Annotated in this window: 22 protein-coding genes; 8 read left to right on the top strand and 14 right to left on the bottom strand. The window is 67.2% G+C overall.

From position 1 onward, the window contains the following. Together CXY91_RS05005 and CXY91_RS05000 are read left to right on the top strand one after the other, a co-directional pair. Window positions 1-1,533 (top strand): hypothetical protein, encoded by a 1,533-nt coding sequence (locus tag CXY91_RS05005; protein ID WP_158673265.1) that lies wholly within the window; start codon window positions 1-3, stop codon window positions 1,531-1,533. A 464-nt stretch (window positions 1,534-1,997) separates the two neighbouring features. Next, a complete protein-coding gene (locus CXY91_RS05000; protein WP_100959542.1) occupies window positions 1,998-3,005 on the top strand; it encodes a DUF2891 domain-containing protein in 1,008 nt (335 codons plus the stop codon). Window positions 3,006-3,125: 120 nt separating this feature from the next. On the opposite strand, the gene CXY91_RS04995 is transcribed toward CXY91_RS05000, so the two are convergent. Beyond that, window positions 3,126-3,575, bottom strand: coding sequence for an RrF2 family transcriptional regulator (locus tag CXY91_RS04995; protein WP_100959541.1), 450 nt, complete (start codon window positions 3,573-3,575; stop codon window positions 3,126-3,128). Window positions 3,576-3,613: 38 nt separating this feature from the next. Between CXY91_RS04995 and CXY91_RS04990 the strand changes: the two genes are divergently transcribed. After that, window positions 3,614-4,021: an amino acid ABC transporter permease gene (locus tag CXY91_RS04990; RefSeq protein WP_349236576.1), complete on the top strand. Its 408-nt coding sequence runs from the start codon at window positions 3,614-3,616 to the stop codon at window positions 4,019-4,021. 318 nt (window positions 4,022-4,339) lie between these two features. Here CXY91_RS04990 and CXY91_RS04985 read toward each other — a convergent pair whose 3' ends face one another. Beyond that, window positions 4,340-5,434, bottom strand: coding sequence for a YeiH family protein (locus CXY91_RS04985; RefSeq protein ID WP_100959539.1), 1,095 nt, complete (start codon window positions 5,432-5,434; stop codon window positions 4,340-4,342). Window positions 5,435-5,606: 172 nt separating this feature from the next. Between CXY91_RS04985 and CXY91_RS04980 the strand changes: the two genes are divergently transcribed. Further along, window positions 5,607-6,500, top strand: coding sequence for a LysR family transcriptional regulator (locus CXY91_RS04980; protein WP_100959612.1), 894 nt, complete (start codon window positions 5,607-5,609; stop codon window positions 6,498-6,500). Between the two features lie 30 nt (window positions 6,501-6,530). On the opposite strand, the gene CXY91_RS04975 is transcribed toward CXY91_RS04980, so the two are convergent. Beyond that, a complete protein-coding gene (locus CXY91_RS04975; RefSeq protein ID WP_158673264.1) occupies window positions 6,531-7,448 on the bottom strand; it encodes a LysR family transcriptional regulator in 918 nt (305 codons plus the stop codon). Between the two features lie 148 nt (window positions 7,449-7,596). Between CXY91_RS04975 and CXY91_RS04970 the strand changes: the two genes are divergently transcribed. The 4 genes from CXY91_RS04970 to CXY91_RS04955 all read left to right on the top strand — a co-directional run bounded on the left by CXY91_RS04970 (window position 7,597) and on the right by CXY91_RS04955 (window position 11,801). Next, a complete protein-coding gene (locus CXY91_RS04970; RefSeq protein WP_158673263.1) occupies window positions 7,597-9,177 on the top strand; it encodes an ABC transporter substrate-binding protein in 1,581 nt (526 codons plus the stop codon). Between the two features lie 65 nt (window positions 9,178-9,242). Further along, entirely contained in the window at window positions 9,243-10,196 is a 954-nt protein-coding gene (locus tag CXY91_RS04965) for an ABC transporter permease (protein WP_100959537.1), read from the top strand. Then, the gene (locus CXY91_RS04960; protein WP_100959536.1) at window positions 10,193-11,047 is read left to right on the top strand and encodes an ABC transporter permease; all 855 of its coding nucleotides are present in this window, start codon (window positions 10,193-10,195) and stop codon (window positions 11,045-11,047) included. The genes CXY91_RS04965 and CXY91_RS04960 overlap by 4 nt, the downstream gene beginning before the upstream one ends. 82 nt (window positions 11,048-11,129) lie before the next feature. Beyond that, the gene (locus CXY91_RS04955; protein ID WP_100959535.1) at window positions 11,130-11,801 is read left to right on the top strand and encodes a GDSL-type esterase/lipase family protein; all 672 of its coding nucleotides are present in this window, start codon (window positions 11,130-11,132) and stop codon (window positions 11,799-11,801) included. 21 nt (window positions 11,802-11,822) lie between these two features. On the opposite strand, the gene CXY91_RS04950 is transcribed toward CXY91_RS04955, so the two are convergent. The 11 genes from CXY91_RS04950 to CXY91_RS04900 all read right to left on the bottom strand — a co-directional run bounded on the left by CXY91_RS04950 (window position 11,823) and on the right by CXY91_RS04900 (window position 22,438). Next, window positions 11,823-13,457, bottom strand: a complete 1,635-nt coding sequence (locus CXY91_RS04950) for an isochorismatase family protein (RefSeq protein ID WP_100959534.1) — start codon at window positions 13,455-13,457, stop codon at window positions 11,823-11,825. Between the two features lie 12 nt (window positions 13,458-13,469). Next, window positions 13,470-14,318 carry an N-acyl homoserine lactonase family protein gene (locus CXY91_RS04945; RefSeq protein ID WP_091838459.1) on the bottom strand — a complete coding sequence of 283 codons (849 nt, stop codon included), beginning with the start codon at window positions 14,316-14,318 and terminating at the stop codon, window positions 13,470-13,472. 18 nt (window positions 14,319-14,336) lie between these two features. Then, window positions 14,337-15,218 (bottom strand): amidohydrolase family protein, encoded by an 882-nt coding sequence (locus tag CXY91_RS04940; protein ID WP_100959533.1) that lies wholly within the window; start codon window positions 15,216-15,218, stop codon window positions 14,337-14,339. Further along, entirely contained in the window at window positions 15,215-16,330 is a 1,116-nt protein-coding gene (locus CXY91_RS04935; RefSeq protein WP_100959532.1) for a vWA domain-containing protein, read from the bottom strand. The genes CXY91_RS04940 and CXY91_RS04935 overlap by 4 nt, the downstream gene beginning before the upstream one ends. Further along, window positions 16,327-17,211 (bottom strand): AAA family ATPase, encoded by an 885-nt coding sequence (locus tag CXY91_RS04930; RefSeq protein ID WP_100959610.1) that lies wholly within the window; start codon window positions 17,209-17,211, stop codon window positions 16,327-16,329. The genes CXY91_RS04935 and CXY91_RS04930 overlap by 4 nt, the downstream gene beginning before the upstream one ends. A 4-nt stretch (window positions 17,212-17,215) precedes the next feature. Continuing rightward, window positions 17,216-18,259, bottom strand: a complete 1,044-nt coding sequence (locus CXY91_RS04925) for a xanthine dehydrogenase family protein molybdopterin-binding subunit (RefSeq protein WP_091838469.1) — start codon at window positions 18,257-18,259, stop codon at window positions 17,216-17,218. A 1-nt stretch (window position 18,260) separates the two neighbouring features. Continuing rightward, on the bottom strand, window positions 18,261-20,030 hold the full coding sequence (locus CXY91_RS04920) for a xanthine dehydrogenase family protein molybdopterin-binding subunit (protein ID WP_248307359.1): 1,770 nt from the start codon (window positions 20,028-20,030) through the stop codon (window positions 18,261-18,263). A 199-nt stretch (window positions 20,031-20,229) separates the two neighbouring features. Further along, window positions 20,230-20,712: a (2Fe-2S)-binding protein gene (locus CXY91_RS04915; RefSeq protein ID WP_100959531.1), complete on the bottom strand. Its 483-nt coding sequence runs from the start codon at window positions 20,710-20,712 to the stop codon at window positions 20,230-20,232. Between the two features lie 10 nt (window positions 20,713-20,722). Further along, the gene (locus CXY91_RS04910; protein ID WP_100959530.1) at window positions 20,723-21,544 is read right to left on the bottom strand and encodes an FAD binding domain-containing protein; all 822 of its coding nucleotides are present in this window, start codon (window positions 21,542-21,544) and stop codon (window positions 20,723-20,725) included. Window position 21,545: 1 nt separating this feature from the next. Beyond that, window positions 21,546-21,998 carry an SRPBCC family protein gene (locus CXY91_RS04905; RefSeq protein ID WP_100959529.1) on the bottom strand — a complete coding sequence of 151 codons (453 nt, stop codon included), beginning with the start codon at window positions 21,996-21,998 and terminating at the stop codon, window positions 21,546-21,548. A gap of 2 nt (window positions 21,999-22,000) precedes the next feature. Next, on the bottom strand, window positions 22,001-22,438 hold the full coding sequence (locus tag CXY91_RS04900) for an SRPBCC family protein (RefSeq protein ID WP_100959528.1): 438 nt from the start codon (window positions 22,436-22,438) through the stop codon (window positions 22,001-22,003). Window positions 22,439-22,443: the final 5 nt, after the last annotated feature.

The following is a 22,443-nucleotide window of genomic DNA, read 5'->3' as shown; positions in this document are numbered from 1 at the left end:
ATGAAGGCCCTTGTGTCCGGTGCAACCCGCGCCGTGCTGGCGCTCGAGGCCCGTCTGGCATTGCGCGGCATTGCCGACATGGCAGGCCCGAAAACGGCAATGCGTCCCTGGCGCATCGCGGGCGTACTGGCTGTGGTCTGCACGATCATCTTCGGCGTGTCGCACCTTCTTCTGACGACTGCCGGCGAACTGGACCCTGCCGATCCGCGCCTTCAGATCACATTGACGATCAATCTTGCCTTCCTGTTCGTCCTCATGATCTCAGCCGCTCTCGATTCAGCCGCCTATGCGCTTTATGCGCGCGGCGACTATGATCTGGTGTTCTCCGCGCCGCTGCCTCCGCAAACGGTGCTGCTGGTCAGGGCCCTCAACGTCTTTGGTTTCACGCTGACAAAAGCCGATCTTTATGGCGCGCCGATGCTGATCCTGCTGGCGGTGCAGCGAGGACCTCATTGGTTGGCTGGCCTGCCCCTGATCCTGGCCCTTGCGCTCAGCGCGACGGCCATCGCGATCGGACTGGCAATGGGCCTGGTTCGCCTTATCGGTATCCGCAGCACGCGCGTCGCGGCGCAGGTGGCGGCGGCGCTGGCCGGCCTGCTGGTGCTTGTGATGGTACAGTGGGACGCGATTTTCGGGCCAGGTCCAAAGGACGCCCTCGTGGCGGACTATGTGGCCAACCCTCTGTCTCTTGTCTGGCAATTGGCGATGCTGCCTGCTCGCGCCGTGACGGGCGATGTCCTGGCCCTCTTGGCCGTGATTGCTTTCGCTGCGCTGATGGCCGCGCTGATGTTCATCGGCCTTGCCGAAAGCTTTGTGCGCAATGCGGTCCTTGCAGCAGGGTCGGCGTCTGCAGTTCAATCTCGCACGAGGCGTAGTCGCGCATCCTTCGGAACGTCACCAGTGGCTGTCCTGATGCTCAAGGAACGGCGCATCATTCTGCGCGATCCGTGGCTGTTGTCGCAGATCCTGATGCAATGCATTTTTCTGATCCCGATCGCCGTCATAACAGTCTATCGGGTCGCGAGCGGGGCGAGTGATGCCTCGGCGCTCGTGCCGGTTCTGATCGTTCTGTGTGGCCAGATTGCCGGTGGGCTGACCTGGATCGCGATGTCGGCAGACGAAGCAGCCGAACTTGCCTTGACCGCACCGCTGGACCCCCGCGTGCGCGAGCGCGCCCGTTTTGGCGCCATATCCTGGCTTGCAGTCATGTTCGCTGCACCGCCGTTGATGCTCTTGCTGATGTTCGATGCCTGGGCCGGTCTGGTCAGTCTGCTCGGCGTTGCGTGCGCCATCGCCTGCGGCATCTTCGTCAACATCTGGCATCAGCCTAGGGTGGCGAGAACCGGCATGATCAGGCGGCGCATGAAGAGTCCCATCTCCGTAACACTCATAGAGCTTCTGGCCCTGACGATGGTTGCGGTCGCAGTCTGGCCCTTGCTGAAGGGCGACTATCTGGCGGCGATCCTGGGCGCGCTCCTGGCCGTTGCAACGATGGGCGCGCTCTATGTGGCGCGCCCACGCACGGCAGCCTGAGCAGGGGACTGTCAGGATTTCCGTGTGCCGGCGTCGGGTTGAAAATCAGCCCCATGGCTTGGTGAAGCTCTCAACCGTTCCACTTTCCGCCATCCATTGTCTTCGCTTGGCTCTTTGGCTCTCCATGGGAACGTCATTGTCCCCAGTCTGAGCTTTTGGAAGATTGCCCCTCGCGGGGCGACCCGCAAAAAGCTCATGGTGCCAGCTGCCGTCAGGCCTGCCTGGCATGTGGAAGCGATTCCGCTTCAGCCGAAAGCGCTGGCAGTTCAAGGTTGGCGCGGAAGCTGCCCCCGACATAGTCGTCATCGATCAGGGAGCGGCGCCGCAGTTCCGGCTACATCACCGGAAGCGTCATTCGCGTCGATGGCGGCCTGATCGCCAGCATCTGACGTGCTTCTGGCGAGCCTTGTCAGCAACCAGCTATTGAGGCAGGCCGGAAGGCCGCCAGCGAGAAAGGACCAGTCATGGCAAAATCGACTCTCACGCCCGAGCTGGCGGCCAGATTTGCGAGTATCGCGCTCGGGCACGTCCGGCGCGAATACCCCAACAAGCCCGACCACACCCTGGCCGGTCCGCAAGACGCCCAGACGCCGAGTCAGCTGCACCCGGTGTTCTACGGCAGCTATGACTGGCATTCCTGCGTCCACAGCTACTGGATGCTGGCGCGGCTGCTGCGGCTCTTTCCGGACTTGCCGGTTGCAGCCGACATCCGGGCGCTCTTTGACGAGCAGTTCGTTGCCGAGAAGATCGCGGTCGAGTGCGCCTATCTGGCGGCTCCGACGGCGCGCGGCTTCAAGCGCCCCTATGGCTGGGGCTGGCTGCTGAAACTCGCCGAGGAGCTTGCGCTTCACGACGACAGGCGCTGGTCGGAGCGCTTGCGGCCGCTGGCCGAGATCTTCGCGCAGCGCTTCCGCGATTTCCTGCCGCTCGCCACCTATCCGGTGCGGGTCGGCACGCATTTCAACACGGCCTTCGGACTGCGGATGGCGATGGACTACGCCGTCGTGACCGATGATCGCGATCTCGCGGCGCTGCTCGGCGAGACCGGCCGGCGCTGGTATGGCGCCGATGCCGACTGCCCGGCCTGGGGCGAGCCGAGCGGCGACGATTTCCAGTCCTCGGCGCTGATCGAGGCCGAATGCATGCGCCGCCTGCTGCCGGCGGAGGAGTTCCTGCCCTGGTTCGACCGCTTCCTGCCCCGCATCGCGCAGCGAGAGCCCGCGACCCTGTTCCGGCCGGCGGCCGTGACCGATCGCTCCGACGGCAAGATCGCTCATCTTGATGGCCTCAATCTCAGCCGCGCCTGGTGCTGGCGGTCGATTGCCTCGGCACTGCCGGAGAGTGATGCGCGCCGCGCCATCGCCGAAGAGACCGCGGACCGGCATCTGGCAGCCGGCATGCCGCATATCGCCGGCGACTATATGGGCGAGCACTGGCTGGCGAGCTTCGCGGTGCTGGCGCTGGAGGCCTAAGCAGGGCGGAAAAGGCCGCATATCGGCGACGGGCCGCTGTACTCAAGCCATATTGCTGATTTTATGGATTATCCAAGTGTGCGGTGGCGCGCTTCGCCTCGGGCCCTAACGAAACAGATTTTAGATCGCAAAGTCGATTTCGGGCTTGTGCGCTGCGGCACGGCCGACGAGATCGGCGATCGTCGTGTTGTCGACGACCGCCGCCATGGCGTCGCGGACCTCCCGCATCACCCCGCGGACGACGCAGGCTTCGATGTCGCCGCAATCCTGGCACGGCTTGAACGCCGACTGGCTGGCGCAATCGATCGGCGCGATCGGCCCTTCCAGGGCCCGGATGACCGCTCCGACCTTGATGGTCCGGGCTGGTTTCGCCAATGCGTAGCCGCCGCCCGGCCCCTTCTTGCTGCGCAGCATGCCGGCATTGCGCAGATCCAGCAGGATCGCGTCGAGAAACTTCTTCGAGATGTTGTTGCGCTGCGCGATCTCGGCGATCTGGGCGGTCTCGCCGGCATCGAGCCGGGCGAGGTGGACCATGGCCTTGATGCCGTATTTGCCCTTGTTGGTCAGCACTGCCTGTCCCCCGCTTAGAAGTACAGTATATCGATCTATTGGCGCTGACGCTGTTCGTCGCCGCCTATCTCGCCGAGGTCGTCCGCGGCGGGTTGCAGGCGGTTCCCGTAGGCCAGTATGAGGCGGCCAAGGCGCTGGGCCTGTCCTATTGGCAGGCCATACGCCTCGTCGTGCTGCCGCAGGCTCTGCGCGCGGTGATCCCGCCGCTGGTCAATCTTGCGATCGGCATCTTCCAGGATACGACGCTGGTGATCATTATCGGCATGTTCGATTTCCTGAACACGGCGCGCGTCTCGGCGACGGATCCGAACTGGCTCGGCTTCTACCGGGAAGCCTATGTCTTCGCGGCCATGGTCTACTTCATCGTCTGCTTTTGCGCCTCCAGATACAGCCTTTGGCTGGAGGCAAGGTTGGCAGCAGGCCAGCGGATGCGGATCGGCGGCTAGAGCAATGCCGCAGTTCCTTGAATCGCGGACATGTTCCAGGCTCTTGGTTTATCGCGTTGTCTACACGCGAACCGTTGCCCACTTCGCTCGACCATACTCTAGCTGCTCGCCGCATTTACCCAGGGCGGCGCCGATGATGGGCCGCCATGCCCCAATCCATCTGCCGGCGCTTCCACCGCAGGTTCCTATGGTCGCATCACGGGGCCGATCGCTGCGAATTTCGGGATTGGCGCGGTCATGGCCTTCCTGGCCATCATTCTCATCGCGACGGCAAGCGCATTTGCTGTCCCTCGCGAACCTCATGCTGACGGGCCGGGCTCAGGACACGGCGAGCAGGCGGATGAGGCCGAGCGAGATCGCCCCGAGCGCGAGCAGCGAGAGGACGACCGTGGCGGTGACGCGCGGGCCGGCCTGGGCGACGGACCGGATGTCGACGCTGAGCCCGAGCGCCGCCATCGAGACGATCGTCAACACGTTCGCGACGGTAGCCAGCGGCGGCAGCAGAACCGCCGGAATGAGCCCGGCCGAGCGAAACGCCGCCATCACCACGAAGCCGACGATGAACCAGGGCACCAGGCGATGGATTCCGACCGGGCGCGGCGCGGGACGCTCTGCCGCGATCTGCCCGGTCGGCTTGCCGGTCTCCTCGCGCAGGTGGCTCGACAGCAGCGAGAGTACGAGGATGACGGGTCCCAGCATCAGCACGCGCACTAGCTTCACCAGGGTGCCGATCTGGATCGCGGCGGCGCCCGCCGGTGCCGTGGCGGCGAGCACCTGGGGAACGGCGTAGACCGTCAGGCCCGACAGGATGCCGAACTGATGGACGCTGAGGCCCAGCATCGGGATCAGGAGCGGCAGCCCGAGCACGACCACGACGCCGAGCACCGCGGTGAAGGCGATCGAGGCGGCGACGTCCTCGCCATCTGCGCCGATGACCGGGGCCGTGGCGGCGATTGCCGAATTGCCGCAGATGGAATTGCCGCAGGCAACGAGGATCGCCATGCGCTTCGACAGCCCCAGCAGGCGGCCGATGCCATAGCTCAGGCCGATTGCGAGGAAGACGACGGCGGCGATGCCGAGGAGCAGCGGGCCGCCGGTGGCGGCGACTGTGGCGGCGCTCAGGGAAGCGCCGAGCAGCACGACCGCAATCTCCAGCAGCGTCTTCGCCGAGAAGGATATGCCGGAGCGCCAGCGGCTGTCGGGCTTCCAGAGCGTCCTGATCGCGGTTCCCAACAGGATCGCCAGGACGAGCGCTTCGAGCCAGGCGCGCCCAAAGAACAGGGCTTCGAGATGCTCGGCGGCGAGAGCCACAACCGAGACGGCCAAGCACAGCAGCAGGCCGGGGCCGATGCGCTTTGCGCCCGAGGTTGTGCGGGCAATCAAACCGGTCCGATCAGGGCTTTCAGGGGTCATCACGATACCCGGCAATTCGATGTGCCGGCTTTTGACCTTGTTTGCTTAAGCGATCCAACGTGTTGTTTCGCTTGTTTCGATCGATAATATCGATCATTCTTTGCCCAGCCCGCCTGGCGGTCTGAAATTTAGGCCAGTCAGAGCCTGTCCGGGCGTGGAATGGTCGGCGCTCATGACGCTTGAACAGCTTCGCATCTTCGTCGCGGTCGCCGAGCACGAGCATGTCACGCGCGCTGCCGCGGAGCTGAACCTGACGCAATCGGCGACGAGTGCGGCGATCGCGGCGCTCGAGCATCGCCATGCCGTGAAGCTGTTCGACCGCGTCGGGCGCCGGATCGTGTTGACCGATGCCGGGCGCCTGTTCCTGAACGAGGCTCGCGCGATCCTCGCACGCGCTGCGACGGGCGAGCGTGTCCTGTCGGATCTTGCAGGGCTGAAGCGCGGGCGGCTGTCCCTGGCGGCGAGCCAGACGGTCGGCAATTACTGGCTGCCGCGGAGGCTCGCTCTGTTTCGGGCACGGCACCCGGGTATCGAGACACCGCTGGTGATCGGCAATACCGAGACGGTCGCGGCCGCCATCCATGATGGGCTCGCCGATATCGGCTTCGTCGAAGGCGAGATCGACGATCCGCTCCTGGCGCAGGAGACTGTCGCGAAAGACGACCTCGCGATCGTCGTCGCGCCCGGCCATCCCTGGGCGGGGAAGGAGCGCGTCGCTCCAGCGGAATTCGTCGAAAGCCGCTGGGTCCTGCGCGAGCCCGGTTCAGGCACCCGGCAAGTTCTCGAAGCGGTTCTCGCCGGCGCCGGGCGCTCGGTCGCCGATCTCGACGTCCTGCTGGAACTGCCCGCCAACGAGGCGGTGCGCAGCGCCGTCGATGCCGGCTCCGCCGCCGCCCTGATGTCACGGCTCGTCGTCGCCAACGCCTTGCGCTCGGGCCTGCTTGCGGAGGTCGCCACCGACATCCCGTCCCGCCGTTTCGTCATGCTGCGGCACAAGGAACGCTATGTCGGCCGGCCCGCGCAGGCTTTTCGCGCGCTGCTCGCCGAGGAGCCTGCGGCTCGGTAGCTCGCTCTGGCCCATGGATATCGTATCGATTCAATTCCGGAACTCGCCGTCGAACTGCCCGGCCTGGGTTGCACCAGCAACCGCGGACCTGATCACATCCGCCAAGCTCAGAACGGCGGGGCGGCTGCGTTTCACCTTTGAGACGGCGAGGTGGAAGTACAAGGTGAGCTCCGGCTCCGTCACGCGCCGCACGGCGAGCCTTGTAGAGTCGTCGCCGGAGAGCAGGCTGCGCGGCACGATCGCCGCCGCTCGCCCCTGCTCGATCATCGGTCGGACCGCCAGGAAATCGTCGACCTCGGCATAGATCTTCAAGGGTATGTCGTGCTCGCGGGCGCAGGCCTCGACGATGCGCCCGAGCGCATTCTGCCGGCTGTGGACGAAGAGGGGGCCGGCGGCGGCTTCCGCGAAGGTGATGGTCGGCGGCACCGGCCCATTGGCCCGCGCGACATGGAACAGGGGCGCAAGGGCCAGCGTCTCGACGAGCGCCCCGTTCGCCGGGCGCTCCGAATTGAAGATGCCGATATCGATCTCGTCGCGCGCCACCCATTCGGCGATCTGGAGGCTCGATCCGCCGCGGGCGTGCAGCTCGGTCTCGGGAAAGCGCTGGGTGAAGGCCGAAATGATCGGCGTCGCCAGTGGGATGCTGATCGTTCCGGTCCAGGCCAGGCGGATCGAGCCGGCATGGCCGGGGCGCCGGCCGACCAGGGCCTGCTTCGCCGCATCGAGCCCGGCGATGTGCGGGGCGATCGCAGCCTGGAACGCCGCCCCGTCGCGCGTCAGCGAGACGCCGCGCCCGTCGCGGTGGAACAGGCGGGTCGCGAGCTCTTCCTCCAGCAGGCGCAGGTCCCGGCTGAGCGCAGGCTGCGCCACGCCCAGATGCAGGGCGGCCTTCATCAGGCTGCCGGTCTCGGCGATCACCAGGAAGTTCTTGAGCTGCCGCAGCTTCACTCCGGTTATGCCTTCCGGATATAACAATTTGCTATATCTGAAACACAACTCCGGGCCTAGGTGCAAGCGGCAAGCTTCGCTAGCTTCGGCGCACAACGACAGGCCCGGCGAGCACCGGGCGGCACTGGGACATGCCGGGAGAGAGACGATGCTGAGAACCGTGATGGCGGCCTGGCTGGCCGGGTCGCTCTGCCTTGCGGCGTCCATCGGCCCAGCCAGGGCCGAAACCGTTCTCAAGATCAAGAACACCGGCGACATCAAGCAGCTCGATGCGCTCTTCACCTCGGCCTATCCGGTCCGGGACATGGCCTATCTGATCTACGACACCCTGTTTTCGCTCGACGGCAACTATCGCGCCCAGCCGCAGATGGTCGAGAGCCACACCCTCTCCGAGGACGGCAAGACCTATGTCTTCAAGCTGCGCCAGGGCCTGACCTTCCATGACGGCAAGCCCGTCACGGCTGCGGACTGCATCGCCTCGATCGAGCGCTGGATGAAGAAGGACAGCCTGGGGGCCGAGATCGATAAGCGGCTCGACGCGATCAGGGCGATCGATGCGACCGCGTTCGAGGTCCGGCTGAAGGAGCCTTTCGCCCGCCTGATCGACGGCTTCGCCCGCATGACCGCCTATCCGCTGTTCGTCATGCCGGAGCGGCTCGCGCGGACGCCGGCGACGACCGAGCTCAAGGAGTTCGTCGGCTCCGGTCCGTTCAAGCTCTTGCCGGACGAGTGGGTCCCGGGCGTCAAGTTCGTCGTCGCCAAGCATGGGGGCTACAAGCCGCGCGGCGAGGCGCCGAGCGGTCTTGCCGGCGGAAAGACCGCGGGGGTCGATCGCATCGAGCGCATCCAGTTCAGCGACGATCTCAGCGCGGTCAACGCGCTGCTGGCCGGCGAGATCGACTATGTCGCCGAGGTCCCGGCCGAAATGCTGCCGGTGCTGGAGAAGGACAAGTCGATCCAGGTCGCCAAGGCGCCCATCCTCGGCAAGAACTTCCAGGTGGTGATCAACCACACCCAGCCACCGATGGACAACGTGAAGGTCCGGCAGGCCCTGCAATACGCGATCAGCCAGTCGGATTCGATGCAGGCCGTCTTCGGCGGCCGCAAGGACCTCTACCAGCTCTGCCCGGCGCTGTTCATGTGCGGCAGCCCCTACGAGACCGATGTCGGCAGCGAGCGCTTCATGAAGCAGGACTTCGAGAAGGCGAAGGCTCTGCTGAAGGAGGCCGGCTATGACGGGACGCCGATCGTCTATCTCCATCCGATGGACGCCAAGGTCCAGCGCGACGTCGGCACGGTGATGGTCAATGCGATGCGCAAGGCCGGCTTTACCGTCGAGGATGTGCAGATGGACACGGCGACGATGTTCACGCGCCGCACCAACAAGAATCCGCCGAAGCAGGGCGGCTGGAACGTCTTCATCACCGGCTTTGCCGGCGATGCGCTGATGGACCCGCTGACCAACCCTTACGTCACCGGCGCCTGCGAGAAGGCCTTCGTCGGCTGGCCCTGCGACAAGCCCCTGCAGGAGCTCTGGCAGACATTCCTGCTGGCCTCCGACGACGCCGCGCGCAAGGCGATCGCGGTCGAGATGCAGGCGCGCTCGAACGAGATCGTCACCTACATCCCGCTCGGGCAGTTCAACGATCTCTCGGCCTGGCGCAAAAGCGTGTCGGGCTTCGTTCCGGGGCCGACCCTGACCTATTGGAACGTGCGCAAGTCCGACTGATCCTGCCGCATCTCCTGCTCGGCGGGCCAGGGTGAATATCCGGCCCGTGCCTTCAAGGTCTGCTCATGGCGCGCTTTCTGTTCTCGCGGCTCCTGGCGACGCTACCAGTCATGCTGACGGTCCTGGTCGTCGTCTTCATGCTCCTGCATATCGGGCCGGGCGATCCGGCGGCGGCGATGGCGGGCGACAATGCCAGCGCCGAGCAGATCGCGCAGATCCGCCAACGGCTGCATCTCGACCAGCCGCTCGTGGTGCAGTTCCTGATCTATCTGCGCCAGCTGGCGCAGTTCGACCTCGGCGTGTCCGTCTATTCGGGCCGACCCGTCGCGACGATGATCCTGCAGCGGGCCGAGCCGACCCTGATGCTGGCGCTGACCACGACGCTGCTGTCGGTGCTTTTGGCCGTCCCGGCGGGCGTGTTCGCCGCCCGGCGCCTCGGCCTGGTCACCGACTATGTCGTCATGGCGCTCTGCGTCGCCGGCTTCTCGATTCCCGTCTTCGTGATCGGCTATGCGCTGATGCAGGTCTTCGCGATCGAACTCGGGTGGTTGCCGGTGCAGGGCTATCGGCCGCTGGCGAGCGGCCTCTGGAACAGCCTGCGCAGCCTGACGCTGCCGACGGTCGCGCTCACCTTGCTCTTCGCTGCGCTCGTCGCCCGGATCACGCGCGCAACGCTGCTCAACGTCCTGTCCGAGGACTACATCCGAACCGCGCGGGCGAAGGGGCTGCCCGAGCGCAAGGTGGTCGCGACGCATGCGCTGAAGAATATCGGCGTGCCGGTTGTGACCGTCGTCGGCACCTCCTTCGCCGCCCTGCTCGGCGGAGTGGTCGTCACCGAATCCGTCTTCAACCTGCCGGGAATCGGGCGCTTGACCGTCGATGCCATCCTGTCGCGCGACTATCCGGTTGTGCAGGGGGTGATGCTGGTCTTCGCCTTCGTGCTGGTTCTGGTGAATCTGCTCGTCGATCTCAGCTATGCGCTGTTCGACCCCCGCATCCGGCAGGACATGCGCTCATGAGCGCGCAGCCGCAGACGGCCCGCGCCGGGCGCTCCCTCAAGGCGTCGACGGTCGTGATCGGCCTGAGCTTCGCCATCGTCGCGATGGTTACAGCCTGCGCGCTGCTGGCGCCGCCGATCCTCGGCTACAGCAGCGATCTCAACATGGGCGAGGCGCTGCAGTCGCCGGGCTCGCCCCACTGGTTCGGGACAGACAATCTCGGCCGCGACATCTTCGTGCGGACGCTGTCGGGCGCCAGGACCTCGCTCATGGTCGGGCTCGGCGTCTCCGTGCTGACGCTGCTGGCCGGCGGCCTGATCGGGCTCGTGGCCGGCTATGTCCGGCTGGCCGACACGGTGCTGATGCGCATCATGGATGGGCTGATGGCCATTCCGGGCGTGCTGCTGGCGATCGCGCTGGCGTCGCTGCTCGGCGGCGGACTCCTGACCGTGATGATCGCGATCAGCGTGCCGGAAATCCCGCGGACGGCGCGGCTGATGCGCGGCGTGGTGCTGAGCCTGCGCGAGATGCCCTATGTCGACGCGGCGATCGCGATCGGATCGAGCACGCCGCGCATATTGCTACGGCATATCCTGCCGAACGCGACCGAGGCGCTGGTGGTCCAGGCGACCTTCGTCTGCGCCTCGGCGATCCTCGCCGAAGCCATCCTCAGCTTCATCGGCGTCGGCATCTCGCCGGACCTGCCGAGCTGGGGCAACGTCATGGCCGGCGGCCGCCAGTTCTTCCGCGTCGCGCCCTGGATCATCGCCTTTCCCGGCCTGTTCCTGTCGCTGCTGGTGATCGCGATCAATGTGCTCGGCGACGCCTTGCGCGAGCGCATCGACCCTCGCCTTTCGGGACGGAGGGCGTGATGAGGACCCGTCGAGGCGCTCCCCCAGATCTTGGTAATCACCGGCTTTCCTGCCGCCTTTCCCTGCTCATGAGGCCCGTTCCGTGAACCGGCATCCCTCGATCTCTCCCGTTGCTCCGTCGCTCGTGGCGGCGGAATGGACCACCACGCGCTACGACGACGACGTGCTCGCCGTACGCGGCCAGATCATGCGCCGGCGCTTCGCCGGCAAGCCGGTCGTCTTCTTCGGCTCGTCCTCCTTCCGCTACTGGGACCGGATGGCCGAGGATTTCGGCTCGCTCGAGGTCGCCAATCTCGGCTTCGGCGGCGGCACCGCCGAGAGCGGCCTGCGCTATTGCGACGCTCTGCTCGATCTCGTCGAGCCCGGGCGGATCGTGCTCTATTTCGGCGAGAACGACATCGCCAATGACGGGCTCGACGCCGGCTCGGCCTTTGAAGCACTGGAGCGGCTGACGCAGCGGCTTCGGGAGAAGTTCGGCCCCATCCCGATCCACCGCCTCTCGATCAAGCACAGTCCTGGACGCTGGCTCCATGCCGGCGAGTTCGACGCTTTCAACGCGATGCTCAGGGACAGCCACGCAGGCGATCAGGCTGGCGGGTATGTCGATGTCGGCAGCTGCCTGATCGGGCGGAACGGTCGGCCGATGGGACGCTACTACGAGGCCGACGGCGTCCATCTGAATGCGGCGGGCTATGCGCTCTGGGCGAACGTGCTCGCCGGTGCCGTGGGGCTGTCCACCGAAGAGGTCAGTTGATCGCCTGCCTGATGGCAGCCGTTACGCCCCTGCGTCCGTCGCCGCGATGACGGCGTCGACATCCGTCACGACGCAGACGTTCTGCATGGCGTAGTTGACCGAGGCCGTGTGCCATTCGGCGTTCATTGTCGAGCAGGCATCCTCCGGCACCAGCATGAAATAGCCCTTGTCGGCGCCGGTGCGGGCGGTGTGCTCGATCGACATATTGGTCCAGGCGCCGGTGACGATGACGATGTCGCGGCCGAGCGCCCTGAGCACGGTCTCCAGCCGCGTGCCCTCCCAGGCGCTCATGCGCTGCTTCTCGACGACATGGTCGCCGCCTTGTGCCTCCAGGCCGGGCACAGGCGCAGCACCCCATGTCCCACGCACCAGCGCCTTGGCATCGGCGAGCCCCTCGAACAACGGCGCGTTCATGGTGACGCCGGGCGCGCCGGCCTCGACGATGAACCAGACATGGATCACCGGGATGCCGCGCGCCCGCGCCGCCTGTGCGAGGCGGGCGCCGTTGGCGATCGCGTTCTGCTGCTTGCAATGCTCCGGCGAGCCCGAACTGGCGAAGGCGCCGCCCTCCATCACCACGTCGTTCTGCATGTCCTGAATGATCAGGGCGCAGCGCGACGGATCGAGCCGGTAGCCGGAGGCCGCCTTCTTGGTGCCATTCGCCGAGACGGAAGCGGCGGAGCTGGCGTGTGCGGCCGGTCGCTCTGCCGCAGCGCGGCCATGGTTGGAACTCCCGGCGCCGGCCGTACCCGCCTTCATGTAGGGCTCAAGGCGTGGCCCGACCTTGGTCTCGACCGCATAGAGTGAATGGCTCGCGGTGAGGAAGAGTGTGCGCCAGTCCGGTCCGCCCCAGGTCAGGTTGCCGACGAGCTCGGGCACGCGCAGCTTGCCGATCAGCTCGCCCTTGATCGAATAGACCCAGACGCCGCCGGGGCCGGTGACCCAGATATTGCCCTGCGCATCGCATTTCATCCCGTCGGGGACGCCGGGCTCAGGTCCGACGATGCCGGTGGCGAAGATGCGGCCGGGGCCGAGCCGGCCATCCGGCTTGATCTCGAAGACGCGGATATTGTGCTGGACGGTGTCGTTGACGAAGAGCCGGTCTTCCGTAGGGCAGAAGCAGAGCCCGTTCGGCTGGTCGAAGAGATAGCGATCGACCAAGAGCTGCGGCGCTCCGCCCTCCGGGGGAATGCGGTAGACGCCCTGGAAGCCGAGCTGGCGCGGCCGCTCGACCCCGAACACCGGCATGCGGCCATACCAGGGATCGGAGAAATAGATCGCGCCGTCGGACTTCACCACGACGTCGTTCGGGCTGTTGAGCTCCATGCCCTCGAAATGCGAGGCGATGACCTCGCGCCGGCCGTCCGGCCGCTCGCGCACCAGCGAAGAGGTCGCGTGCTCGCAGACGATCAGGTCGAGCCCGGCATCATAGGTCATGCCGTTGCACTTGTTCGCCGGCCGCCTGACCTCGCGCACGCCGTTTTTGTCCCAGCGGCGGCGCACGTCGCCCGGCATGTCCGAGAACAGCAGATGCTGCTCGCGCGGATGCCAGATCGGACCCTCCGAGAATTCGAAGCCGGTACCGAGCTGGCGGACCGGCGCCCAGAGATCGATCAGGTCGGCGAAGCCGGGCTGGACGGCGACGTGCGTGGTCATTGGCGACCCCCGTCAGGCCGCGAACCAGTTGCGCGCCGGCAGCGACTGCACGACTGGGCCCGGCACCGCCATGTCCATGCGGCCGACGACCTGGCCATGGGCGATCTTGGCCGGCTTGTCGTGCACCGGCAGCAGGAAGGCGCCGGTGGCGAGCAGCTTCTTGATCGCCGCCTTCTCCTCCCGCTTGGAGACACCGTGATTGCCGGTGGTGCGCGGCTCGTTGGCATGCAGCTCGTGGAAGGGCGAGACGATCTGGTCGTTGAAGTCGTAGATCACGTCGCCGCAGATGATGGCGCGCCCCTCGTTGGTGTCGACATGGACGTTCATCGAACCCTCGGTATGGGCGCCGGCGGCTTCCAGGTAGCAGCCGGGAAAGAGCTCGATCATTCCCGAGAGTTCGAGGTCCTCGAAGCGCAGCGCGTCGCGCGTGTGCAAACGGTCGATCAGGTGCTTGATGTCGGGCGCCGGATATTGCGGATGCATCAGCCCGGAGACCGAGTATTCGAGCTCGCGCCGATTGACGAGCACCGTCGTGTTCATCGGGAAGAGTTCGTCCTTGCCGGCATGGTCGATATGGAGATGGGTGTGCATGACATAGCGCACATCGCCCATCCGCACGCCGTGCCTGGCGAGCTGGTTCTCGATCATGTTCTCATGGAACTGGAGGCCGCGCATGCCGAGGCTCTCCATGATCTGGTTGTGGCGGTAGCCGGTGTCGACCACCACCGGCCATGGTCCGCCGAGGATCAGGAAGCCATAGGTCGGCACGCGGCGGGTGCGGCCGCAATCGCGGCCGAGCACGAGGAAGCTCGATTCCAGCTCGATGTCGCCATAGTCGAGGATCTTGATTTCGAGGGCCATGAACGTCCTCCCCTTTGATTATCGGCCGAGGCGGTAGACCCGCCTCGCGGTCTCGTTGAACACGGCTTCCTGCGCGGCTTGCGGCACGGCAGCGCGATGCGCGGCGATCAGCTCGGCATAGGACGTCCAGAGCTTCTCGATCGGGAAATTGGAGCCGAACAGGCAGCGCTCCGGCCCGAACAGGGCAAGCGTCTCGCCGATGATGAAGGCGATCTGCTCGGGATCGTTGCGGCGCAGGAAGGTGCCGAGACCCGAGAGTTTGCTCACGATGTTGGGCTGAGCTGCCAGCAGCGCCATGCCCTCGCGCCAGGCGGCGATGCCGTCCGGCGACAAGTCCTCCAGCATGCCGGCATGCTGGAGCACGAAGGTCACGTTCGGGCAGGCGGCGGCGAGCTCGGCCGCGCCCGCCATCTGGCCGGCGAAGACCTGGAGGTCGAAGCTGAAGCCATACTCCGCCAGCCGCCCGACATTGGCGACCAGGCGGGGATCGCGGGCGAGATCGGGTCCGCTGGCGAAGCGGTAGAGCGTGTTCTCGTGCCAGTGCAGTTGCATGCGCACGCCGCGCACCGGGGGGTTGCGCGCTAGCTCATCGAGTTGCGGGCGGACATCCGCGGCCAGCATGTCGGCATAGGCGACGATGGCGATCGGGAAGCCGGATTCGTCCGAGGCCTGCGAGACGTAAGTCACCTCGTCGAGATAGCGATCAGTCGCCCAATTGGCCTGGACATAGACGGCCTGCGTCACGCCCGCGGGCCGGCAATCGCCGAGATATTCGGCGATCGGATAGTCGCGCCGGATCGGCTCGTAGGGGCCGAAGATGCGCGGCTGCATCGGGCCGAGCAGCCAGGGCAGATCGGCCTGCCGCCAGATGTGGAAATGGGAATCGACGAGACCGGTCATGCCGCCAGCGAGCCTCCGAGTGACAGGATGTGCCGGCAGATCCGCGCCGTGCTGCCGCCGTTCGACAGGCTGGCAAGGCGCGGCGCGATCAGCCGGAGCGCTTCGGTCTCCGGCCGGTAGCCGGGATCGGCCGCCAAGGGCGTCAGCCAGTCGATGCGGTGGGCGCGCTGCGCCAGCCTCGCGACCGCCGTGACCAGCGCCGAGGGATCGCCGCGTTCGAGGCCATCCGAGAGCACGACGACGACCGCGCCGCGCGCGTAAGCAGCGAAGCGCGGCACGGCGAGGAAGGCCTGCAGCGCATCGCCGATGCGGGTGCCGCCATCCCAATCGGCGACGAGTCCGGAGGCTTCCGCAAGCGCCTGCTCGCGGCGCTTGCGCCGGAGCGCCCGCGTTACGCGGGTGAGGCGGGTGCCGAAGGTGAAGACCTCGACCTGCCTGGTCGCATGGACGATGGTGTGCGCCAAAGCGAGATTGGCGTCGCTGCGCTGCTTCATCGAGCCGGAGACGTCGATCAGCAGCAGGATCGGCCGTGGCCGCGTCACGCGCCGGAGACGCTTCAGGCTCATCACCTCGCCGTCATGGCGGATCGCATCCTTGAGGCTGCGGGCGAGGTCGACCATCGGCCCGCGGCGCGCCGCCCGGTGGCGATAGCCGCGCCGACGGGGCAGGGCGGCCGGCAGCGCCCGGCCGAAGCGGCGCAAGGTCTCGCTGTCGTCGAGCGGCTTCAGCTGGCGGATCGAGAGGGCTTCCGCGCCGGTCGCGGCCTGGCCGGTCTCGTTGGCCTCCTCGCCGATCAGCACTTCGCGCGAACCGGCATCCTCCTGGATGGACATGTCCTCGTCCGGCGCGAAATCATCGTCGCCGGGCTCGGCCAGGGCGCCGCCGAGGAAGTGCAAGTCAAACAGGGCATCGAAGAGCGCGCGCTGCTCGGGATGGGGCGCAAGCGTCGCAAGCGCGGCCTTGCGGATGTGCTCGACACTGCGCGGGCCGAGCAGTTCGATCGCCATCAGGAAGCTGGTCGTCTGCTCGGGAGCAGCCGCGATGCCGTGCTCACGCAGCAGCGCCGGGAAGGCGACGAACAGCCGTGCGGCAGGGGGAAGCGGCGCGATCATGCCGCCAGCCCCGGGATGAAGAGCGGCAGGCGCGGGCGCAGATGGGCGAGGTCCTCCTCGTCCTTGATCGCTGCGCCGAGCGAGCGGCGGAAGGCTTCCGGCCAGGGTGCCCCGCTCTGGGCCAACGCCGTCGCGGCCTCGGCCCAGTCGACCGCCTCGGCGACGCCCGGCGGCTTGGCGAGAGGTTCCTGCCGCAAGAGCCCGACGGCGTGGACGACGGCGCGGGCCGTACTCTCGGCAACGGCAGAGGAACGCAGCATGATGATCTGCGCTTCGCGCTCGGGCTCGGGATAGGCGATGTAGTGGTAGACGCAGCGCCGCCGCAGCGCTTCGTGCAGTTCGCGGGTGCGGTTCGAGGTCAGGATCACCACCGGCCGCTCGGGCGCGCGCAAAGTGCCGCGCTCGGGGATCGAGATCGAGAAATCCGAGAGGAATTCGAGCAGGAAGGCCTCGAACTCATGGTCCGAGCGGTCGATCTCGTCGATCAGCAGCACGACCTGGTCCGGCCGCCGCAGCGCTGTCAGCATCGGCCGCTCGATCAGGAAATCGTCGCGGTAGATGTCGAGCTGCTCGCCTTCCTTGGCCTGGCGGATGGCGAGCATCTGGCGCGGATAGTTCCATTCGTAGAGCGCGGCGGCCGCGTCGATACCCTCGAAGCATTGCAGGCGGATGAGCTGGCGTCCGAGGATGCCGGCGAGCGCCTTGGCGGCCTCGGTCTTGCCGACGCCGGGCGCGCCCTCCAGCAGCAACGGCTTGCCAAGCGCGAGCGAGAGGTAGCCGGCCGTCGCGATGCCGTCATCGGCGAGATACATCGCCGCCTGGAGGGCCTCGGCGAGGTCCTCGGGGCTGGAGATGCCGGCGACGGTCGTTCTCAGCGCCATCGCGTCACCGCCAGTTGACCGGGCCGCCGCGGCGCGGACCGGGCTTGGCGCCACCATTGGCCTTGATCCCACGCAGGATCTTCTCGGGCGTGATCGGCAACTCGTCGACCCGGACGCCGACAGCGTTGTAGACGGCGTTGGCGATCGCCGGCAGCACCGGATTGGCGCACATCTCGCCCGGACCCTTGCCGCCGAACGGCCCGTCCGGCGCCGGTCGCTCCAGCACCGTGACGTGATAGGGCGCGATGTCGCCCGGCCCTGGCATCAGGTACTCGTTGAAGTCGCGCGGGCCATGCTCCGGATTGGGATAATACGGTTCCGGCGTTTCGTAGAGCGCGTGGCTGATCCCCATCCAGGCGCCGCCGACCAGCTGCTGCTCGACCATGCGCGGATTGATGACGCGGCCGAGCTCATAGGCGCTGGTCATGCGGAGCACCTCGACCTCGCCGGTCTCGTCGTCGACGGCGACATCGGCGACGAGGCAGGCATGGGCGAAGGCGGTGTTCGGGTTCATCTCGCCGGTCTCGGCATCGACGGCCGAAAGCGGGATCAGGAAGATGCCGCGCCCGGCGATGGTCTTGCCCTGCTTGAATTGCGCCGCCTGCGCCGTCGCCTTGACGGTGATGCTGCGCGAGGGCGCGCCTCGGACATGGATGTTGCCGCGCCCGTCGGTGACGAGGTCGGCGGCATTGACCTCCAACTCCTCGGCCGCGGCTTCGAGCAGCACGCCGCGGGCCTCGCGGGCGGCGACGATGATGGCGTTGCCCATGCGGTGGGTGCCGCGCGAGGCGAAGGAGCCCATGTCGTGCGGGCCGGTGTCGCTGTCGGCGGTGTCGACATACACATCCTCGATGGGCACGCCGAGCGTCTCTGCCGCGATCTGGCGCGAGACCTGCTTCATGCCCTGGCCGAGATCGATCGCCGAGAGCGCGACGGTGAACTTGCCGTCCGGGTTGGAATGGATCAGCGCCTGGCTTGGATCGCCGCCCAGGTTCATGCCGATCGGGTAGTTGACCGAGGCCATGCCGCGGCCTTCGTGACGTGCCATCTCAGCGCCTCCTCGTGCCGAAGACCGACGAGAACCGCACCGCGCCATGCTGGGTCTGCGCGGGTGCGGCCGGCGGTGGCGAGGCAGGCGGCGGGCTCGCCGGTTGGTGGCCGGGAGCTGGCGAATATGAACTGGCCGGCTGATAGGGCGGCGGCGCCGGCTGGTAGGCCGGAGGTGGCGGTGGCGCTGCCGGCCGCTGCGGCTCGTAGCGCGGCACCTGCGTCGGCGTCGCGCGGCCGTCGCGCGCGCCCTCCATCACCGGCTGCTTGCTCGGCGCGATCCGGCTCGTCCCAGCAGGCAGAACCTGCGTCACCGGCCCGCTGCGCGTGTCCGGCCGGCCGATCTGGCCGCGGGCATCGAGCTGGGTCGCCGGGATCTGCGCGCGTTCGCCGGCGCCGCCGCCGATCAGCGAAGACGCCCGCTTCGCCTGTTCCGACAGCGGCCAGTTCGCCTTCTCGGCCGCGACCTGCACGCATTCGACCAGCGCCGTGTTCTTGGCGGCGCGCCGATGCGGTTTCATGTCGCCATCGCGATAGGCGTTGAGAATCCGGAACTCCATCGGGTCCATGCCGGCGGCCTCAGCGAGGCGGTCCATCTGGACCTCGAGCGCGAAGTCGACCGCGGTGACGCCGAAGCCGCGCATCGCGGTCGAGGGGCAGCGATTGGTGTAGGAGACGTAGATGTCGGAGGCGACGTTGGGGATCCAGTACGGCCCCGGCACATGCGCCGTGCACTTGATCGCGGCGTAGCTCGACAGGCGCGTATAGGCGCCGGCGTCGAAATAGCTGCGGATATGGCGGGCAACAATCCGCCCGTCGCGCATCAATCCGTCCTTGACGTAGATGCGCTCGGCGCCGCGCGGCGAGCCGTAGAGCATCTCCTCCTCGCGATCGAGCACGAAGCGCACCGGGCGGCCGGTCAGCATCGCACCGAGCACGGCGAGCGGCTCGGTCAGCGAGTCGACCTTGCCGCCGAAGCCGCCGCCGACCGTGCCGCCGATGAAATGCAGCTGGTTCGACTCGACGTCGACGATCTTGGCGGTCGTGCCCAGCGCGAAGAACAGGCCCTGGGCGCAGGAGTGCACGACATAGCGGCCGTTCTGTTCGGGCGCCGCGATCGAGCCGTTGGTCTCGGTCGGCGCGTGCTCGATCGGCGACATCTGGTAGCGATGTTCCATCACGATATCGGCGCTGGCGAAGCCGCGCTCGACGTCGCCGAAGCGCAGCTTCTGATGGTCGAAGCGCTCGTGATATTCGAAGTAGTTGCCGGGATAGGTCTCGTTGACCACCGGAGCGCCGGGCTTCAGCGTCTCCTCGACATCGAAGACGGCCGGAAGCGGGTCGTAGTCGATGCGCACCAGCTTGCGCGCGGCCAGCGCCTGCGCCTCGCTGTCGGCGAGGATCGCGACGACCGGCTCGCCCTTGTAACTGACCTTGCTCACCGCCAGCGAGGGCTCGTCGTCCTTGCCGAAATTGATCAGGCTGAGCAGCGTGTTCTTGTTGACCGGCACGTCGGCGCCGCGCAGCACGCGCTTGACGCCCGGCGCGCGCTCGGCCGCCGAGGTGTCGATCGAACGGATGCGGGCATGATGGTGCGGGCTGCGCACCACCTTGAGATGCAGCATGCCGTCGAAGGCGTGATCGTCGAAGAAGCGGGTGCGCGCCGTGACGTGGCCCGGCATGTCCTGGCGCTGCACGCCCTTGCCGATGACGTTGAGATTGTCGTCGCGCTCGTCGGCGAAGAGGTCCTTGCGCATCTCCATCGTTGGCATGACGACCTCCTTCATTGATCCAGAGAGAAGAGAGGCGCTACCCGAGCCCTCATCCTGAGGAGCAAGCGAAGCTTGCGTCTCGAAGGATGCTCCAGTTGGTTCCGGAGACTCCTGGAGCATCCTTCGAGAGGCGCTCCTACGGAGCGCTCCTCAGGATGAGGGCTGATGGTGGGAACCGATGTGATCGCGGTCGAATCGCTCATGCCCGCCTCGCGCTGGTTCCGCTGGCGGCTGCCAGGATGGCGGCGATGATCGGCTCGTAGCCGGTGCAGCGGCAGATATTGCCGCTGATCGCCTCGACGACCTCCTCCCGGCTCGGCTGCGGGTTCTTCGCCAGCAGGGCCCGCGCCGCGGTCAGCATGCCCGGCGTGCAGAAGCCGCACTGGGCGGCGAAATGGTCCATGAAGGCGTCCTGCAGCGGGTGCAGGTTCGGGCCATCGGCCATACCGGAGGTGGTCTCGATCTGGCGACCCTCGCAGGACACCGCGAGGGTCAAGCAGGCGAGCTGCGGCTCGCCGTCGACCAGCACGGTGCAGACGCCGCAGGTGCCCTGGCCGCAGCCATATTTCGGGCCGAAATCGCCGAGTCCGCGCCGAAGCGTATCGAGCAGGTTGCTCGCCGGGTCGACGAAGGTGGCGCGGTCGCTGCCGTTGAGGCGGAACTGGATGGGGAGCTTGGCCATCGGCGCCTCCTCAGCGCGGCTCGCCGGCGAGCAGCCGGCCGAGATGGACGGGGAGGATCTCGCGCCGATACCACTCGCTCGCGATCGCGTCGGTCGACGGGCGGCAGCCTTCGAGCGCCGCCTGCTCCGCCACCTGGATCGCGCTCTGGTCGAGCGGCTTGCCGTCGAGCGCGCGCTCGACGCCGCGGGCGCGGATCGGGGTCGGCGCCATCGCGCCATAGGCGACGCGCGCCTGCGCGATCCGGCCGCCCGCAAGCGGCAGATGCGCCGCGATCGAGAGTAGCGAGATGCCCTTCGGCTTCACCCGGCTGATCTTGCGGAAATGGAACTCGGCCGGGTTCTGCGGCCGGGCGAACTGCACAGCCGTCACCAGCCCCTGGCCGCCGCGCTCGCGGGCGCTGAGGAAATCCTCCAGCGCCACCGCCCGGCCCGAGCCATAGCCGGATTGCAGCACGACCTGCGCATCGAGCGCCAGCAGCGCCACGGTGAAGTCGCCATAGGGCGCCGCGGCGAAGAGATTGCCGCCGATCGTCGCCATCGTCCGGACCGCCGGACCGCCGATGGCGCGCGCCGCGGCATGCAAAAAGGCGAGCTCGCGATTGGCCAGCACCATCGCCATGGTCACACCGGCGCCGAGCTCGATGCGGGCACCGCCGCTGCTCATCTGGCGGAAGGCCGGATCGGTGACGCGCACCAGCGTGCCCTCGGTCAGACGGCCCTCGTTCACGTCGCGCATCACGAGGGTACCGCCGCCGATCAGCAGCGCCTGGCGGTCGCCGGAGAGGATGCCGGCGGCTTCCGAGAGGCTGGCGCAGGTTCGCAGATCGAGCATGTCAGGCCTCCTCGCCGACGATCGCCGGCAGGCGGCGCACCGCCTCGATGCCGTTGGTGTAGACCTCGTCGCCGACCAGCCTGGCGAGCTCGGCCTCGCGTCCCGGCGGCGTGGTGAAGCGGCTCTCCCAGTGCCAGAAGCTGCGATTGCCATCGGTCACCGGCAGCAGACGGACATGGGCGACGTAGTTGAACAGCGGGATCGGCGTATCGAGCAGGCAGTAGCTGAAGGTCATCTCGAGGTCTGAGAGGGTCAGCAATTGCTCGCGCAATTCGCTGCCGTCGCGCAGCTGGAAGCGCCGGATGCAGCCGACCCGGTCCGGCGGAAAGGCGCGCTCGATCTCGCTCCTCGCCACGATCGGGTGCCAGCGGTCATGCCCGTTGAAGTCGCGCAGGACCGACCAGAGCCGGTCCACCGGCGCATCGATGATCGTGCTGCGGACCACATGGGGCATGGCTATCCCCCGAAGGCGCGCTTGAGGGCGTCGAAGCCGCCCTGGAAGACATTGGCGCCGATGCCGGCGACGAGCTCGGCCTCCTTGTCCGGCGCGCAGTCGAAATCCGCCGACCATTCGATGAAGGTGCGCTCCTGGTCGGTGATCGGCGTCAGCCTGAGCGTCGCGACGTAGTTGGTCAGCGGCATCGGCGAGTCCAGGATCGAATAGGTGCAGAACATGTCGTAGTCGGAGAGGCCGAGCAGCTGCTCGCGCAAACGATCGCCGCTGCGCAGCGAGAAGGCGCGGATGCAGCCGACCTTGTCGGCCGGCTCGCCGTTCTCGATCCGGCTCTCGGCGATGCGCGGATGCCAGTTCGGCAGCCCGTTGAAGTCGCGCACCCGGGCCCAGACCTTGGCGGCCGGAGCGGCGATGACGCTGGAGACGTAGACGCGGGCCATCGCTC

It is taken from the genome of Allobosea sp. FBZP-16 (assembly GCF_002831785.1).
Lineage (GTDB): Bacteria > Pseudomonadota > Alphaproteobacteria > Rhizobiales > Beijerinckiaceae > Allobosea > Allobosea lupini.
Note: the sequence above shows the minus strand (reverse complement) of the source record. Positions and strands in the feature narration are given on the sequence as shown.